This window comes from Planctomycetota bacterium (genome assembly GCA_026387035.1).
Taxonomy (GTDB): Bacteria; Planctomycetota; Phycisphaerae; order FEN-1346; family FEN-1346; genus JAPLMM01.
Genome location: JAPLMM010000195.1, coordinates 1 through 14,580 on the forward strand (window position 1 = coordinate 1; position 14,580 = coordinate 14,580).

Sequence of the window (14,580 nt, forward strand, 5' to 3'; positions counted from 1 at the left end):
CGGCGATGGTGCTGGTGCGGGTGCGCGGCGTGGCACGTGCCAGGGCGGGGAACGTCACCGCCCGCAAAGCGGGCGGCTCGAACGGCGGGTGGGCGGTCGGGCGGAAGGGAATCGCGACAGACCAGGGCGGGACGGCCGCGATCGAGATGACCCTCCTTTTGCCGTTCGCCCTGATGATCTTCCTGGTGATTGCGCAGGCGGCGATCCTCTTTAACGGGAACATGGTGGTGCATTATTCGGGATTTGCGGCCTCGCGTGTGGCGGTCGTCGTCGTGCCGTTGGAGATCGGGGAGGAACTGAGGAACCTGGTGTATAACCCGGACTGGGCGGGGAATCCGCCGTCGGAAAAACTGGAGTTGATCCGCCGGGCGGCGGTGCTGGCGCTGGTGCCGGTCAGCGGGCCGCTGGAGGAGGCGGAGACGGGGGGAGAGGCGGTGCCGGGCGCGGGCGGCGGGCAGGCGGTCGAGGGCGAGACGCGGACGCTGTTCGGCTTCTTCGGGTCGGACGACCCGTGGTGGTTCAAGCGGATTCGGCGTCAATACAATTATGCGAATAAGTACACGAAACTGACGCTGGCGAAGCCGGAGCACTGGCGCGACGGGAATCCGGACCCGGATTGTCCGTATCGGCATCAGCGCCAGGACGCGTGGACGCAGTGGGGCTGGACGTATGTGCCGTACTGCCCCTTCCACTCGGAGCGGATGGATTACGGATACTGGGAGGACCTGCACCTTCGGATCGTGTACCCGTTCCTCTTGGAGGTTCCGGTGGCGAACCGGGTGATGGGCGACAAGTTTGATTTGCCGGGCCGGCGGGGGAACTCCTACGCGACCGAGATCAAGGTGATCAGCACGTTGTCGAACGAGGGCGGGCCGGAGGTCCACCCGAAGGATTAGCGCGCGGACGGGCGGGCGCCCCGTCCGCGGGTTGGGGAAGAAACGAGGGAGCGATGGCCGACGCGGTGTTCTCGGGCAGCCTGAAGCCCGGGGCAAAACTCGGAAAGTACGAGGTCCGCGAGCAGGTGGCGGTGGGCGGGATGGCGGTCATTTACAAGGCGTATGACCCGTCGCTGGACCGGCACGTGGCGATCAAGCAGATCGCGCCGCACCTGGCGCAGGACGAACGGTTCGTCGAAAGATTCCGGTCCGAGGCCCAGACGCTGGCTCGCCTGTCGGGGTCGCAGGCGAACATCGTCAACGTGCACGAGTTGATCGAAGCGGACGGCCACCAGTTGTACCTGGTGATGGAGTACGTGGAGGGGACGACGCTTCGGACGATCATGGACCGCGGGCCCGTGCCGCTCCAGACCGGCCTCGGGGTGCTCCTGTCGACGGCGCTGGGATTGCGCGCGATGCACGCCCAGGGGATCGTGCACCGCGACCTGACGCCGATGAACATCATGATGGCGCGGGACGGGGCGCTGAAGATCACGGACTTCGGGCTGATCGGCCACTCGGGAGGCCGGACGAGCCTGCCGATGGGGACGACCAAATACATGGCCCCCGAGATGTTCACCGGGGCGCCGGTGGACCCGCGGGCGGACCTGTACAGTCTGGGGCTGATTGCGTACGAGATGTTCACGGGGCCGGAGAAGTTCGCGGAGGTGTTCAAGGACGTGCTGCGCGACGAGCGGGCGCAGCAGGTGCGTTGGATGCACTGGCACGCGAACGCGAACTTGCGGGCGCCGTCGCTGAAGGAAGTGCAGCCCGGCGTGCCGCCGCTCATCTCGAAGATCGTCGACCGGATGATGGAGAAGGACCCGTCGAAGCGTTTTGCGTCGGCGGAGCAGATCATCCGTTGGCTTCGGCGGATTTTCGTGATGCACGTGCAGGGCAAGAGCGTCTCGCTGACGGACTCCGAGACGTTGGAGAAGGAGATCGAGGCGGAGGCGTCGGCGCCGACGGTGCCGGCCGTGCGGGCGCCCGGGAAGGGTCCGGCGGGCCGCGGAGGGGCCGAGGTGCCGGCCGTGGTCGAAAAGACGGCCCCGATTCCGCAGCCGAAACTGACGTGGAAGAAGGCGGCCGTCTATGGCGCCGTCATCGGCGGTCCGCTGGTCCTCCTGGCCGTGGGACTGCTGGTATGGAATTACTATCGGTGGGAGGGGATCCGGGAGCGGGCGCGGACGGCGATCCGCGATGCCGACGTCCTGTACGACCAGGGCCAATTCGACCGGGCCGCCGCCGAATTCGACAAGATCAAGCGCGAGTACGAGGACCTGAAATCGTATGCGGTGTACGCGCACCTGAAGTCGCTGATGGCCCGGGCGGAAAACGCGCTCCAGAAAAAGGAATGGGACGAGGCGGACCGTGCGTGGGACGAGGCGGCGAAGAACGGGGCCACCTCCAACTGGAGCCACGGGTTCCAGGAACGTCTGGCGGCGTCGCGGAACGTCGAACAGCGCGTGGCGGAAGCGAAGCGCGCCGAACAGGCCCAGAAGTACGAGGAGGCCATCGCCCTGCTGGACCAACTGCGGGCCAGTTACCCCGACGCGGACAAGTACGCCGGCGTCAACCTGGCGGAATGGATCACCGACCTCCAGTACAAGCAGGTGAACCGCGAGTATCAAGAGAAGATGCTCGCGGGCAAGACGGCCCTGGAGAAAGGCCTGCTGGACGAGGCGGTGCGGCTCTTCCAGGCGGCGCGGAATATCCGCGAGACGCCGGAAGTCGTGGAACTTATTCAGACGGTGACGAAGCGCAAGGATTTCATCCGGTTGGAGGTGCTGGGCGACCGGTTTGCGGCGGACCGGAAGTGGCAGGAGGCGGTGGACGCGTACGCGAAGGCGCGGGCGATCCAACCGTCGGAGGCGGTCAAAAAGAAGATGGACAACGCGAAGGCCGAGGACTTGGCCGGGCAGGCGCGGGCGCTGAAGGCGGCGGGCGCGTCCGTCGAGGCGCAGAAAAAATGGTCCGAAGTGCTCCAATACAATCCGCAGCATCCGGAAGCGCTGAAGGAGAAGCGGCGGTCCGCCGTGGCCGAGCAACTCGCAAGTGCCATCAGCGCGGGCGACCAGGCGATGGCCCAGAAACAGTGGGAACCGGCGGTCCGCAGTTACGAGGACGCCCTGAAACTGCTCGACCCGAGCGACGCCCAGACGAAGCGAATCCAGGGCCAGATCGCGGAGGCCCGATACGAGGCCGCCATGGAACGAGGGCGCGAGGCGCTCGCCCGGCGGGCGTGGGAGGAGGCCCGGACGCCCCTGATTCAGGCCAAGGCGCTGAAGGACACCCCGGAAGTCAACGACCTGCTGGCGCGGCTGACGGACGATCAGGCGCACTACCAATGGTTGGACCTCGGCAAGGAACTGATGGCGCAGGGCAAGATCGTGGACGCCATCAAGGTGTTCCAGGATGCCCTGAAGAAGCGCGACACCCAGGAGGTGCGGGACCTCATTAACGAGGGGTATTACGGCATGTATCTGGCGCAGGCGAGGTATTACCTGAGCCAGAACGAGCCGGGGAACGTCAGCGGGTACCTGGAACTGGCGCGGAAGTATGCGAACGACGAGAAGAAGAAGATCGAGGTCCAGGCGCTTCAGCAGGAGGCGAACCGGCTGATCCAGGAGAAGGAGAAGGCGTCGGAGGGCAAGGGATGAAACCGACGGGTGCATTGCGGATTTCGGATTTCGGATTGCGGATTGAACGGCGAAACGACAAACGGCGACGGCGCGGCGTCGTTGCGTTTAGCCGCCCCGCTTGCGGGGCGCGGTCCGGCGAAGTTGGTGGTGCACGCCGAATGCGGAACGAACGGCAAAAAAGGAGCAGGGGGGGCGCCTGGGTGCGGTTCCAGCGGGACGAGCGCGGCCAGGCCATCTATCTGATGGTCCTGTTCCTCTTCCTCTTGGCGGGCCTGCTGTTTCTCGTCATGAACACGGGCGAGAAACTCAATCACAAGGTGATGATGCAGAGCGCCGCCGACGCGGTGACGGCGACCGGGGCGGCGCGAGCACGGAATGCATCGACGACCTGATGGCGAACCTGGGCTCGACGCCGCACCACGGCGACGTGCCGATCGACAGACGCCTGATCTGGCTGGTGGTGGGGAACGCACAGAGCGAGCAGCGGATCGTCCGGCAGTTCGACGACGTGGTGCGCGGGATTCCGATGCCGGAGTACCTGAGGTACGATAGCGGGGTCCTGTGGCAATGCGCGAAGTTGATGGACGGTTTTTCGCACGCGATGGCGCGCGTGACGCCGCTCGCCTCGATCCGCGAGTCGATGGACGTGGCGAAGCGGAACGGGGCGGAGTTCGGGTTCACGGTGCCGCTCTGGCCGGAACTGCCGGTGCGAGACGGCCGGTTCGAGGATTGGCGGAACCCGATGCGTTCGGGCCGGATGCCTTCGTCCGGGGGGGGTCGCTGGCGTGGGCGTGGAGAGATCATCGGGGGGTTCGCGTGGGTGATGGGCTACTACGGGTACCGCGGGCAGGTGATGGGTCCGTGGTCGTGGTGGCGGGAACCGTTCACCAACGCCAAGCCGATGGGCCTCTTTGACCTGTCGAAGTTCTCGGTCCTCTTTCGGATCGTGTCGGACAGGAAGTTCGGAATGCTGTTCGGCGAGACGCAGGACTCGTACGGCGCGATCGACGAGGTGACGCTGCGCAATTGGGAGATGGACTACGACAAGGCGAAGGACCTACCGCCCGGACGGATTCAGCGGGCGTGGTGGGAGACCGTCTCGTTCGACGCGCGGTATCCGTTCCCGGAGTCGTCCTTCTTCTCCAACATCGAGTTGCGCCACGAGAAGGAGCCGTTGCCGAGGACGCGGTCGTATCGGGACATGCGCCGGCCGGACCTCTCGTCGTACACGCGTTCGACGCATTCGTACGACGGGGCGGACCCGCGCCACGCCGTCTGGTACCGGGCCCAGGAGCGCAAGACAGCCCACTATCCGCAGTTGGGGATTTTCGCCCCGCACCCGCCGATGTACCCGGACGGGTCGCCCTGGCCTTACACCGACGCGGAGATGAAGGTTTATTACCATGTGTCGCTGTATCGGTTCAACGGGGCGGAACTGGAGACGGACGACCGGCTCCACCGGGATTATTTGCCGCCTGCGGGACAGACGCCCGACTTCGCCCCCATCCTGCTGGACCACTCGGTCGGCGACAACCTGACGGAACACATTCGGCAGCGGTTCACGTTCAACGGTTTCGCGTACCGTCCGGGGGCGGTGCGCGAGTGGTCCAACCGCTTCATCAACCCCAACCCGGTCGAGGACGTGGTCGCCTATGCCCAGGCCCGCGTCTACAACCGCTGGAGTTGGGACCTGTTTACGCAGCACTGGAAAGTAAAACTGGTCCGGACGGACCGCTGGAAGGACCTTCTGGCGGAACTGGACCGGGGCCTGCCGGGGGGGGGCTCGGACGTGGCGGGGGAACTGACGGCGGAGCGCCTCGAACCGGTCCGCCGGATGCTCCAAGGCTACGACGAAGCGTTCGTCAAGGAGGTCACGCATTGAACCGGCCCACGAGAATCGCGAGGCGGGCACGGCCCGCCCGGCGGGGCAACGCGCTGATGGAGTTCATCCTGACGCTGCCCATCGTCATCTTCGTCACCGGCCTGGCGATCTACATGTCGCTGGCGCTGCTGACGAAACAGGAAACGCTCATCGAGGCGCGTCACCAGTTGTGGCACGCGGCGCAGCACGGCAGTTGGTCGCCGATGAAACTGGAGGGATGGGCGCCGGCCGCCGGCGTCGGCACGGGGGAAGACTTCGGCAACCGGCCGCGCGGCTCGGGCGAGGAGTTGGACCGCCTCCGGCCGGACATCGAACCCGAGACGATCGCCCGCACGTCCGACCCGAAGGCGCGCGATTACTGGGACCGCATCTGGGGCAACCTGCCCGGCCGGCACGATACCCACGCCAGCCGGTCCTTCGAGACCCAGGGCAGCCTCTGGAACTTCATCAACCGGACGGCGGAGGCAGTTCATTGGCGGGATTCGAGCCCCTGGCACTGGCACCATCTGGACGCCTGGCGAGTCGCGCGGAGCGGACCTTGCAAGGTGATCTTCGACTCCTTCGCGGAAAACCTGGGCGGCGACGTGGCCGATCACTTCCGCCCCACACGCGACGAGATCATCAAGCGATGGTGGCACGGCGGCGACGTCCTGGAAGACGTGGCCGAAGGAAAAGGATGACGCCGGCATGACGGCCGAGACGCCCAACGAGCAGCCGAAAACGCCCGAGGTCCCCGAAACCGGTAAGGACCGCCGGTGGGCGACGCTCGTCTGGCGCGTGCTGGCGGTCGCGGTCATCGTGGCGGCGACGGTCCTCGTGGCGCATGTGCTGAGCCGGCCGGGCGGATGGACGCGGACGGGGGGCGAAGGCGGCTTGCCGGCGGGCGAGACCGAGGAATCGCTCTTTAAGCCCCTCCCGCGGATCGGCCCGCCGCAAGTTCCCGAGAAGGAATGGGCGTCGGCGAAGCGCGACCTGGCGCAGGTGATGGCGGGGATCCTGATGGCCGCCGCCGAAGAAGAAGGCGACTACGAGGACCCGGAGAATCAGACGCCCCAGGACCGGCGGGAGTTCCTGGCGGAGCGGTTCGGTCTGCCGGCCCAATACCCGCGCAGCGACCTGGGGCCCGGCGTCGTGCCCGAGGGGGCCGAGGTCCTCGCCGTCTTCGACAACCCGGAGACGGAAGGGACGCGGATGATCCTTGTCCGCGTCCGGCTGAGTCTGGAGGAGACGCTGGCGGCGTTTCACAAACTGTACGCCTCGGAGGGCTGGGCGCCGCGCGAGCCGATCGACCCGAAGGCGCAGACCGAGCGGGGCTGGCTCGTGTGGTTCATTCGCCAGGGCCGGCACCGGATCCTCTATGCCGAGCCGCGCCAAGGGGCCGAAGAAACGCTGGCGGCGGTGTGCGAACTTCGGTATTAATACTACTACGCTGTGTTCTTCAACGCAGAGAGCGCCGAGAACGCGGAGAACAGCTGTCAAGAGGTCAAAAGGAATAAGGAGACGGCGTGAAGTTGGGGGTGTGGAATAGCGCCCGGCCCGGCCCGGGGCAGGCCGTGCAAGTTAAAGAAGAGGTTATCTCTGCGCTCTCTGCGATCTCTGCGTTGAGATAGCGTTGTAGAATTAATCAGGGGTCCCTGGAAGGAAACGAGACCGATGGCCACGTCGAACCGAATGCAACTCATCCCGAGCACGGGGGTGCTGCTGGGGGCGATCGCGGCGGGCGTCGTCGCCGCCATCCTCATCAACGTGTACATCGGCAGCGTCGAGAGCCGGTACACCGCCGGCTCGATGAGCATCTACGTCCTGAAGGAGCCGGTCAAGGAGGGCCAGTCGCTTCTGGTGAAGCAGTTGACGACCGTGCGCGTGCCTCGCATCTTCGAGAAGGCGTTTGAGAAGGCCCTCAAGCCGGGCGAGGAAGGATACCTGATGGATAAGACGGCGCCGCGCGCGATGGGCGAAGGCCAGCCGATCTACTACGGCGACCTGTACGATGTAGAAATCATAGCACTGGCGGTCAACCCCGGACAGGGGTTCGACCTGCTGACGATCCCGGTCCAGTCGGACAATTCGCCCGGGCGGCAACTCCAGCCGGGCGGCTACGTCCGGCTCTACGCCGTCTTCGACCTCGACCCGGACCCGCGGAAGGAGCAGCGGGAAACGATGGACGTCATCGAAAACGTCCAGGTCCGGGCGGTGGACGGGTCGACGAGGCCGACGGCGGCGGACAAACGCGCCCGCTACGACAACATCAGTATCCTGGTGACGCAGGAGCAGGCGAAAAAACTCCTTCAGATCCAGGACGTGATGGTGGAGAAAAGTTTCGTCGTGACGGTGACGCACCGGCCGGACCAGGTCAAGAAACTCGAACCGAAGATCAATCCGGAGGTGCTGCGCTTCATCGAATCGCGGGGGACGGTGTTGCCGAGTCCGTAGGCGAGGGCCTGCCGTGCGCGTGATCGCGTACAGCCAATTGAGCGACGTGCGCCAGGAAGTGGATTTCACGGGGGACATTCTGCGCATCGGGCGGGATGCGGCCAACGACCTGGAACTGCCGAGCCCCTTCGTCTCGCGCGAGCACGCGCGGCTCCTAAAGCGCGACGGCGAGTACTTCATCGAGAACGTGGGGCTGAACGGCACGCTGGTGGAGGAGCACCTGGTGGGCCTGGGCGAGCAGGTGCGGATCGCGCCCGGCCAGGAGATTCACATCGGCGAGTGGGCGCTGTATCTGGTGGCGGAAGAGGCGCCCGGCCGGCCGGCGGACGAGGCGATGAAGATTCGCCGGCGGCACACCCCCCTCGCCAAGGCTATGGAGATCGAGAACAAGGTCCATAGCGAACTCTTGCGGCGGCTGAACCTGCGGGCCATCGAGGTCGAGGCCCAGGACGACCCCCGCTACGTCGGCCACATCAAGGCACACCTCGGCAGCATCCTCGACGAGTTCACGAGCCAGGTGGACGACGAGAGCGGCTGGTTCCTCGTGGAGCAGCAGTTGAAGCGCGACGTCCTGACGGAACTCCTTCGCCGGGCCGGCTCGAAGATGCGCCCGCCCATCCTCCAGGCCGGCGACGCCGTCCTCGACCCCCAGTACGAGGCCTCGCTGCTGCGCCTGCGGGACATGCTGAACGGCGACTTGGGGCTCACGTTCAACCCGGAGCGCCTCAAGGAGGACATCGAGACGGTCGAGGAGGAGTTCCACGAGGCGTTCGACCGCGAGGCCCCCCAGGTGACCGAGTCGCTCTGGGTCTACGTCGTCAGGCGGTACCTGATGAAGGACATCCTGGACATCGTCCTGGGGCTGGGACCGATCCAGGACCTCCTCGACATGCCGAACGTCACGGAAATCATGGTCGTCGGACCGAGCAAGATTTACATCGAGGAGAACGGCGTCATCCGGAACACGGGGCGATCGTTCTTCTCCGCCGAGGTGGTGCAGACGGTGATCGAGCGGATCGTGACGCCGATCGGACGCCGCATCGACCGCTCGTCGCCGATCGTCGACGCCCGCCTGCCCGACGGCAGCCGCGTCAACGCCACCATCGAGCCCCTCTCCCTCGTCGGCCCCGTCCTGACGATCCGCAAGTTCGCCGAGGTGCCGTACACCATCGACGACCTCGTCTCCTTCGGGACGATCACGCCGTTCGCCGGCAACTTCCTGCGGGCGTGCGTCCTGGGCCGAAAAAACTTGCTGGTGTCGGGGGGGACGGCGTCGGGCAAAACGACCCTCCTGAACGTCCTCTCGGGCTTCATCCCGCCGCACGAACGCATCATCACGATCGAGGACTCGGCCGAGTTGCAGTTGTTCCAGGAGCACGTCGTCCGCGTCGAGACGCGCCAGGCGAACGTCGAGGGCAAGGGGCGGTACACCATCCGCGACCTCGTGCAGAACGCGCTCCGCCAGCGCCCCGACCGCATCATCGTCGGCGAGGTCCGCGGCGCCGAGGCCCTCGACATGCTCCAGGCGATGAACACCGGCCACGACGGCTCCCTGACGACCATCCACGCCAACGGCCCGGAGGACGCGATGAAGCGGCTCGAGGGGCTCGTCCTGGAGGGCGTCGACATGCCCATCCGGGCCATCCGCGAGCAGATCGTCACCGCCTTGGACGTCATCTGCCACCTGACGCGCTTCGCCGACGGCCGGCGCGAGGTCACCGCCATCAGCGAGGTGGCCGGCCTCGACCGCGACGAGGGAACGATCGTCGTCGAGGACATCTTCGTCCGCCCCGCCCGGGGCCACAAGGGGCGGGCGCGAGGCGAATTGATGCATACCGGATACATTCCCATGTTCGCGCAGGACCTCCTTCGCAAGGGCCTGCTTACCGTGGACGCCTTTATGTGAGTTGCGATGGATACCCTTTTTCTGGCGCAGGCGTCGTCGCTCGGCTCGCTTGCGGCCATCACCATTTTGACGGCGGCGTCGGCGTTCGGCGCGGTGCTCTCGCTGCGCCCGTGGATCGCGCGGATCGTCGAACGCCAGGAAGCCGAGTTCCACCAGGCGCTCGTCGAACTGTTTCTGTTTGAAGTGACGGCTCGGCAACTGACGTACGCGTCGGTCGGCGGGGCGGTGCTGGCGGGGGCGTTTTTCACGCTCGTCGCCTCCCACTGGGACGCGGGGGGCCTGGCACTCGCGCTCGCCTTCACGGGCGGCCTCGTGCTGGGTTTCTGGATTCCGCGGGGGGTCATCTTCGTCCTCCAGCGCCGCCGACGCGATAAACTGAACGAGCAACTGGTGGACGGCCTGGTGACGCTGGCCAACGGAATGCGCGCCGGCCTGAACCTCGTCCAGTCAATGCGCCTCATCGAGCAGAACGCCCAGCCCCCCATCAGCCAGGAGTTCGGCCTGATGCTCCGCGAGTTCGAGCACGGGGCCAGCGTTGACGAGGTGCTCCGGCGGGCCTCCGTTCGCATCCACCTCCACCATTACCAACTCCTCTTTGCCGCCATGGAAACGGCGCGGATGCGCGGAGGCAATCTGCCGGAAACCCTCGACCGCCTCAGCGAATCCCTCCGCGAGATCATGCGCCTCGAGGAAAAGGTCAAAAGCCTGACGGCCCAGAACCGGCTGTCGGCCCGCATGATGGGGTTCATGCCCCTCGTCGTCGCCGGCATCTACTATCTGATTGAGCCCACATGGGTCGAGACGCTCCTTTACGACCAGTGGGGCCTGCTCCTCCTCGTGATCGCGGGGGTGTTGAACCTCGCGGGGTTCTTCTGGATCCGCACGATCGTGACCTTTGAGATATAGCAACGAGGGACGAAGGGACCCGCCTTCGCCGAGGCTTCGGCGGGCAGGCTCCGGGACGTAGGTGGGTGGCGCGAGGATTGCCTGGTTCGCCGCCCAGTTTACTGGGCGTTCTTAGGAAAAGGATGAGACGCGCATGATTCTGCTCGGCCTCATCAGCGTGCTGGTGTTCGCGGCGGTGTTTCTCGTCGTCGTGACGCTGTTTCGTCCGGCGGGCGAGGCCGATTACGAGGCCGCCTTCCGCGTCAACGTCGACAACATCCAGCGCGACACGCTCTTCGAGATCGAATGGCTCCGACCCGTCCTCGGACCCCTCTACTATCTGGTCGAGCGCCTGAATCTGCCCGGCCTGAAGCGCCACGTCCTGAAGTTGCTCCTCGCGCTCGGAAACCCGAATCAATACAGCCCCGAGGAGTACCTCGTCCTCTGCTTCATCTGGGGCGCGGTCGGCGCGGTCGGATTCCTCATTACCGGCGTCCTCGTCGTCGGCGGCATGGGGATGCTGGCGTTCTTCGCCTTCCTCGCCGTCGGGTTCCTCGGCGGGTTCCTGCTGGGGTACCTTTGGCTGCGGGAGCGGGCGCTCAGGCGGCTCCGCGCGATCTCGCGCCGCCTGCCTTACACGCTCGACCTGGTGGCCATGGCCATGGACGCCGGCGCCACCTTCTACGAGGCCGCCTCCACCGTCGTCCGCGACGACCCGCTCGACCCGCTCAATCAGGAATTGTCGCAACTGGTCCGCGAGATTGATTTCGGCCGCAGCCGGCAGGACGCCCTCACGCACCTCGGCCAGCGCATCACGGTGGACGGCCTGGACGGGATCATCTCGGCGGTGCTCCAGGCGGAGGCGCTCGGCACACCGCTGGCCGAGGTCCTCAAACTCCAGGCCAGCCTCCTGCGGATGCGCCGCAGCATGCGGGCCGAGCGAAAAGCCGGCGAGGCCGCCGTCAAAATCCTCATCCCCTCCATGCTCATCCTGATGAGCGTCGTCCTCATCATCTTCTCGCCCATCATCGTCCGCTTCATCCGCCAGGGCGTCTTCGCCCCCTGAGAAAACGGGGACGGGAGTCGTTTCCCTTTAAACCGCGTTTCCGGCGCGCCAGGGCCGTTTTTTGGAAAACGACTCCCGTCCCCGTTTTCACTCGATGGCAGGTGCAGATGCGGTTTCGTTTGGTTTTTGTCTTGTATTTTGCGGGGGGCGGGGGCGGATATGCTCTACCCGTCATCAGGCTCATCGGGAGCCTGAATGGCCGTAAGGCCGTGAACGGTTCCGTGAAAGGAAACGCCATGCGAACGCGAAGAAGAGGGCTGACCTTGGGCTTCGGAATAGGAATATGGGCGCTCGCGGCGCTTGCAGTCGCTTCCGAGAAGGAGGCGACACCGGCCCGGGCCAGGTACCTGCTTCTCGACAGCCGCCTGGTCGGCACGGCGGACAATGCCCGTCTCGCCGTCGGCACGGTGACGAAGCACCCCGCCAACCCGCTCTTCAAAGAGGACAAGCCCTGGGAGCCGCGCTTCGACAACCTCTATGCCAACATTTTCTACGACGAGGATGAAAATCTCTACAAGTGCTGGTACAGCCCGTTCATCGTGGACAAGGCGGCGAGCGACACCCCGCGAGAGCAGCGGGCCAAGGTCCCGTATCGTCCCCGCGGACGCGAGATGGGCGTCTGCTACGCCACGTCGAAGGACGGGTTGACGTGGGTGAAGCCCGAGTTGGGTCTCGTCGCGTTCGAGGGCAGCAAGGCGAACAACCTCCTCGTCCGCGGCCCCCACGGCGCGGGGGTCTTCAAGGACCGCCGAGAGACCGTCCCGCAGCGACGCTACAAGATGTTCTACCAGGGCATGAACGTCCGCTTCTCCCCGGACGGCATGCATTGGAGCGAAGCCGTCCCCTGCCCGCAGATCGCCGCCGCCGGCGACACCCACAACAACGCCTTCTGGTGTCCCGATCTGAACAAGTACGTCGGCATCACGCGCCTGTGGGACGGCCAGCGGATCGTCGGTCGGACCGAAAGTGCCGACTTCGTCCAGTGGACGAAGGCCGTGGAGGTCCTGCGCGGCGACGGGGATAACCAGGTCTACGCCATGCCCGTCTTCCGCTATGCCGACGTCTACCTCGGGCTCGCGATGGTCTTCCGCCCGCAACCGAACCGCGTGCACTGCGAACTGGCCTGGAGCCCCGACACCGTGACCTGGCACCGGATCGATCCGGGCGCGCCTCTCGTCCCCCTGTCCGAGAAGCCGGGCGACTACGACTGGGGCTGCGCCTACGCCGCGGCCTGTCCGGTGTTCCTCGAGGACGAGATCCGCCTCTACTACGGCGCGTCGAACGGCACCCACAACGGTTGGCGCGACGGCTTCCTCTGTCTGGCGACGCTGCGTCCCGACGGCTTTGCCGGCTATGAGCCGCAGGACAAGAGCCGGCCGGCAGCAATCGTCACCCAGCCTCTTGTTTTCTCCGGCCCAACGCTGCGAGTCACCGCCGACGCGAAGGGCGGCTCGCTCCGTGTCGCCGTGCTCGACGCCGACGGCCGGCGCCTGGCGACGGGTCTGCCGATCACCGCCGACGTGACGGACGCGGCCGTTGCCTTCGAGGGCGGCGCCGACCTGGCCGCGCTTCGGGGCGGCCGCGCCCGACTCCGGTTCGAGTTGACCGGGGCGAAACTCTATGCCTTCGCCTTCGGCGACTGAGGCATCCGGGAGACAGACGGCAGGAAGAGACCGAAGCAAGGAGAAGGCGATGCAACGGATAGCGTGTGTTTCTGCCGCCTTGGCGGCCCTGGCCCTGTCGGCACGGCCTGCCGGCGAGGCCGCCGTCAAAATCCTCATCCCCTCCATGCTCATCCTGATGAGCGTCGTCCTCATCATCTTCTCGCCCATCATCGTCCGCTTCATCCGTCAGGGCGTCTTCGCCCCCTGACCAAGCGCCTCCCGTCCGGTTTGCCCCGGCCGCCGCTACCTTGAGGCCTCGGGCGGCCCGTTTCCGGCCTCGCCAGGGCCCTGGGTGTGCCAGGATTTTCTGGCACGGTCCGCGGCGGCCTCGCAGGGGATGCACAAGGGAAGAGTTGGGTGGCACTGGCGGCTTGCCCGCCAGTGCTTCCCCCTGGCCGCATGCGCACGGCCGGGCAAGACCGGCCGTGCCACACGAGTTATCTGTTGCGCCTTCGGCAGGTGCCAGAAAATCCTGGCACGCCCATGGCCCTTCGCGCGTACGAAGGGGGGTCAAGTTTTCGGGGCCGTTTGCCGATAACCCTATGTCACCGCCGCAGACGTGGTTGTGCTGGGAACCGGGATATGGGGCGGGGTGAGGAATACGTCTCTTCCTCTCGAAGTCGCCGGGCCCTCCGTGCAACCAAGTCGGCTTGATTCGCACCCACCGATGTGCAATGCGGAATGGCTGTTTCGTTCGGCCGGCGCCTTATCCAGGATTTTGCATCGGGCTCTGTAGCGCGGGGGTTTATCCCCCGCGGCCTTGGGATGTAGGGCGTTTTGCGCGGGGGGTAAACCCCCGCGCTACAAGTAAGGCTCTGATAATCGGTTGTGGTTGACGATGCAAAATCCTGTTATCGCGCGGGAATGGGGGGAGTGATGGACCGGCGGCTCGGAGTGTCGGGAGTTGGCGATTCGTCGGGCGAGCGAGAGATTCCGGCGAAAGCCGACCCGCGGACTTGCACAAAGGGTGGGACGATGCCGCGATCACCGGACTCGGCTGAGGACGGTTCGAAAGCAAGGCAGACCCCGTATGTTCTCGGCCTGATTTTCGTCATCCTGGCGGCGGGCATCGTCACTGCCGGCTACTTCTATTACCGAAACTACGAGGAGCAGTACCGCGCCGAGGTGGAGCGCCAACTTTCCGCCATCGCGGAACTGAAAACGCAC

The 14,580-nt window shown here is 65.9% G+C and carries 13 protein-coding genes; all 13 read left to right on the plus strand.

Annotated elements, in window-relative coordinates; translation table 11 throughout:
- On the plus strand, window positions 1-896 hold an 896-nt coding region (locus NTX40_06885), incomplete at its 5' end, for a pilus assembly protein (protein ID MCX5648805.1).
- A 53-nt stretch (window positions 897-949) separates the two neighbouring features.
- Window positions 950-3,595, plus strand: a complete 2,646-nt coding sequence (locus NTX40_06890) for a protein kinase (protein ID MCX5648806.1) — start codon at window positions 950-952, stop codon at window positions 3,593-3,595.
- 182 nt (window positions 3,596-3,777) lie between these two features.
- Window positions 3,778-3,969: a hypothetical protein gene (locus tag NTX40_06895; protein ID MCX5648807.1), complete on the plus strand. Its 192-nt coding sequence runs from the start codon at window positions 3,778-3,780 to the stop codon at window positions 3,967-3,969.
- The gene (locus NTX40_06900; GenBank protein ID MCX5648808.1) at window positions 3,969-5,459 is read left to right on the plus strand and encodes a hypothetical protein; all 1,491 of its coding nucleotides are present in this window, start codon (window positions 3,969-3,971) and stop codon (window positions 5,457-5,459) included. Before NTX40_06895 ends, NTX40_06900 begins: the two co-directional genes overlap by 1 nt.
- Window positions 5,456-6,139, plus strand: coding sequence for a pilus assembly protein (locus NTX40_06905; protein MCX5648809.1), 684 nt, complete (start codon window positions 5,456-5,458; stop codon window positions 6,137-6,139). The genes NTX40_06900 and NTX40_06905 overlap by 4 nt, the downstream gene beginning before the upstream one ends.
- 7 nt (window positions 6,140-6,146) lie before the next feature.
- Window positions 6,147-6,878 carry a hypothetical protein gene (locus NTX40_06910; protein ID MCX5648810.1) on the plus strand — a complete coding sequence of 244 codons (732 nt, stop codon included), beginning with the start codon at window positions 6,147-6,149 and terminating at the stop codon, window positions 6,876-6,878.
- 234 nt (window positions 6,879-7,112) lie between these two features.
- Window positions 7,113-7,892, plus strand: a complete 780-nt coding sequence (locus tag NTX40_06915; protein MCX5648811.1) for an RcpC/CpaB family pilus assembly protein — start codon at window positions 7,113-7,115, stop codon at window positions 7,890-7,892.
- Window positions 7,893-7,905: 13 nt separating this feature from the next.
- Entirely contained in the window at window positions 7,906-9,798 is a 1,893-nt protein-coding gene (locus tag NTX40_06920) for an ATPase, T2SS/T4P/T4SS family (GenBank protein MCX5648812.1), read from the plus strand.
- 6 nt (window positions 9,799-9,804) lie between these two features.
- Window positions 9,805-10,704, plus strand: coding sequence for a type II secretion system F family protein (locus NTX40_06925; protein ID MCX5648813.1), 900 nt, complete (start codon window positions 9,805-9,807; stop codon window positions 10,702-10,704).
- A 133-nt stretch (window positions 10,705-10,837) separates the two neighbouring features.
- Window positions 10,838-11,749 (plus strand): type II secretion system F family protein, encoded by a 912-nt coding sequence (locus NTX40_06930; GenBank protein ID MCX5648814.1) that lies wholly within the window; start codon window positions 10,838-10,840, stop codon window positions 11,747-11,749.
- Between the two features lie 236 nt (window positions 11,750-11,985).
- Complete coding sequence (locus NTX40_06935) at window positions 11,986-13,392, plus strand: hypothetical protein (GenBank protein ID MCX5648815.1); 1,407 nt, start codon at window positions 11,986-11,988, stop codon at window positions 13,390-13,392.
- 49 nt (window positions 13,393-13,441) lie between these two features.
- On the plus strand, window positions 13,442-13,621 hold the full coding sequence (locus NTX40_06940) for a hypothetical protein (protein MCX5648816.1): 180 nt from the start codon (window positions 13,442-13,444) through the stop codon (window positions 13,619-13,621).
- A gap of 767 nt (window positions 13,622-14,388) precedes the next feature.
- A partial coding sequence (locus NTX40_06945) for a hypothetical protein (protein MCX5648817.1) occupies window positions 14,389-14,580 on the plus strand: 192 nt, incomplete at its 3' end.

Bases quoted from the DNA above. Each gene is read 5' to 3' on its own strand.
- NTX40_06890 (MCX5648806.1), top strand. From the start codon at position 950: ATGGCCGACGCGGTGTTCTCGGGCAGCCTGAAGCCCGGGGCAAAACTC.
- NTX40_06900 (MCX5648808.1), top strand. From the start codon at position 3,969: ATGGCGAACCTGGGCTCGACGCCGCACCACGGCGACGTGCCGATCGAC.
- NTX40_06910 (MCX5648810.1), top strand. From the start codon at position 6,147: ATGACGGCCGAGACGCCCAACGAGCAGCCGAAAACGCCCGAGGTCCCC.
- NTX40_06915 (MCX5648811.1), top strand. From the start codon at position 7,113: ATGGCCACGTCGAACCGAATGCAACTCATCCCGAGCACGGGGGTGCTG.
- NTX40_06925 (MCX5648813.1), top strand. From the start codon at position 9,805: ATGGATACCCTTTTTCTGGCGCAGGCGTCGTCGCTCGGCTCGCTTGCG.
- NTX40_06930 (MCX5648814.1), top strand. From the start codon at position 10,838: ATGATTCTGCTCGGCCTCATCAGCGTGCTGGTGTTCGCGGCGGTGTTT.
- NTX40_06935 (MCX5648815.1), top strand. From the start codon at position 11,986: ATGCGAACGCGAAGAAGAGGGCTGACCTTGGGCTTCGGAATAGGAATA.
- NTX40_06940 (MCX5648816.1), top strand. From the start codon at position 13,442: ATGCAACGGATAGCGTGTGTTTCTGCCGCCTTGGCGGCCCTGGCCCTG.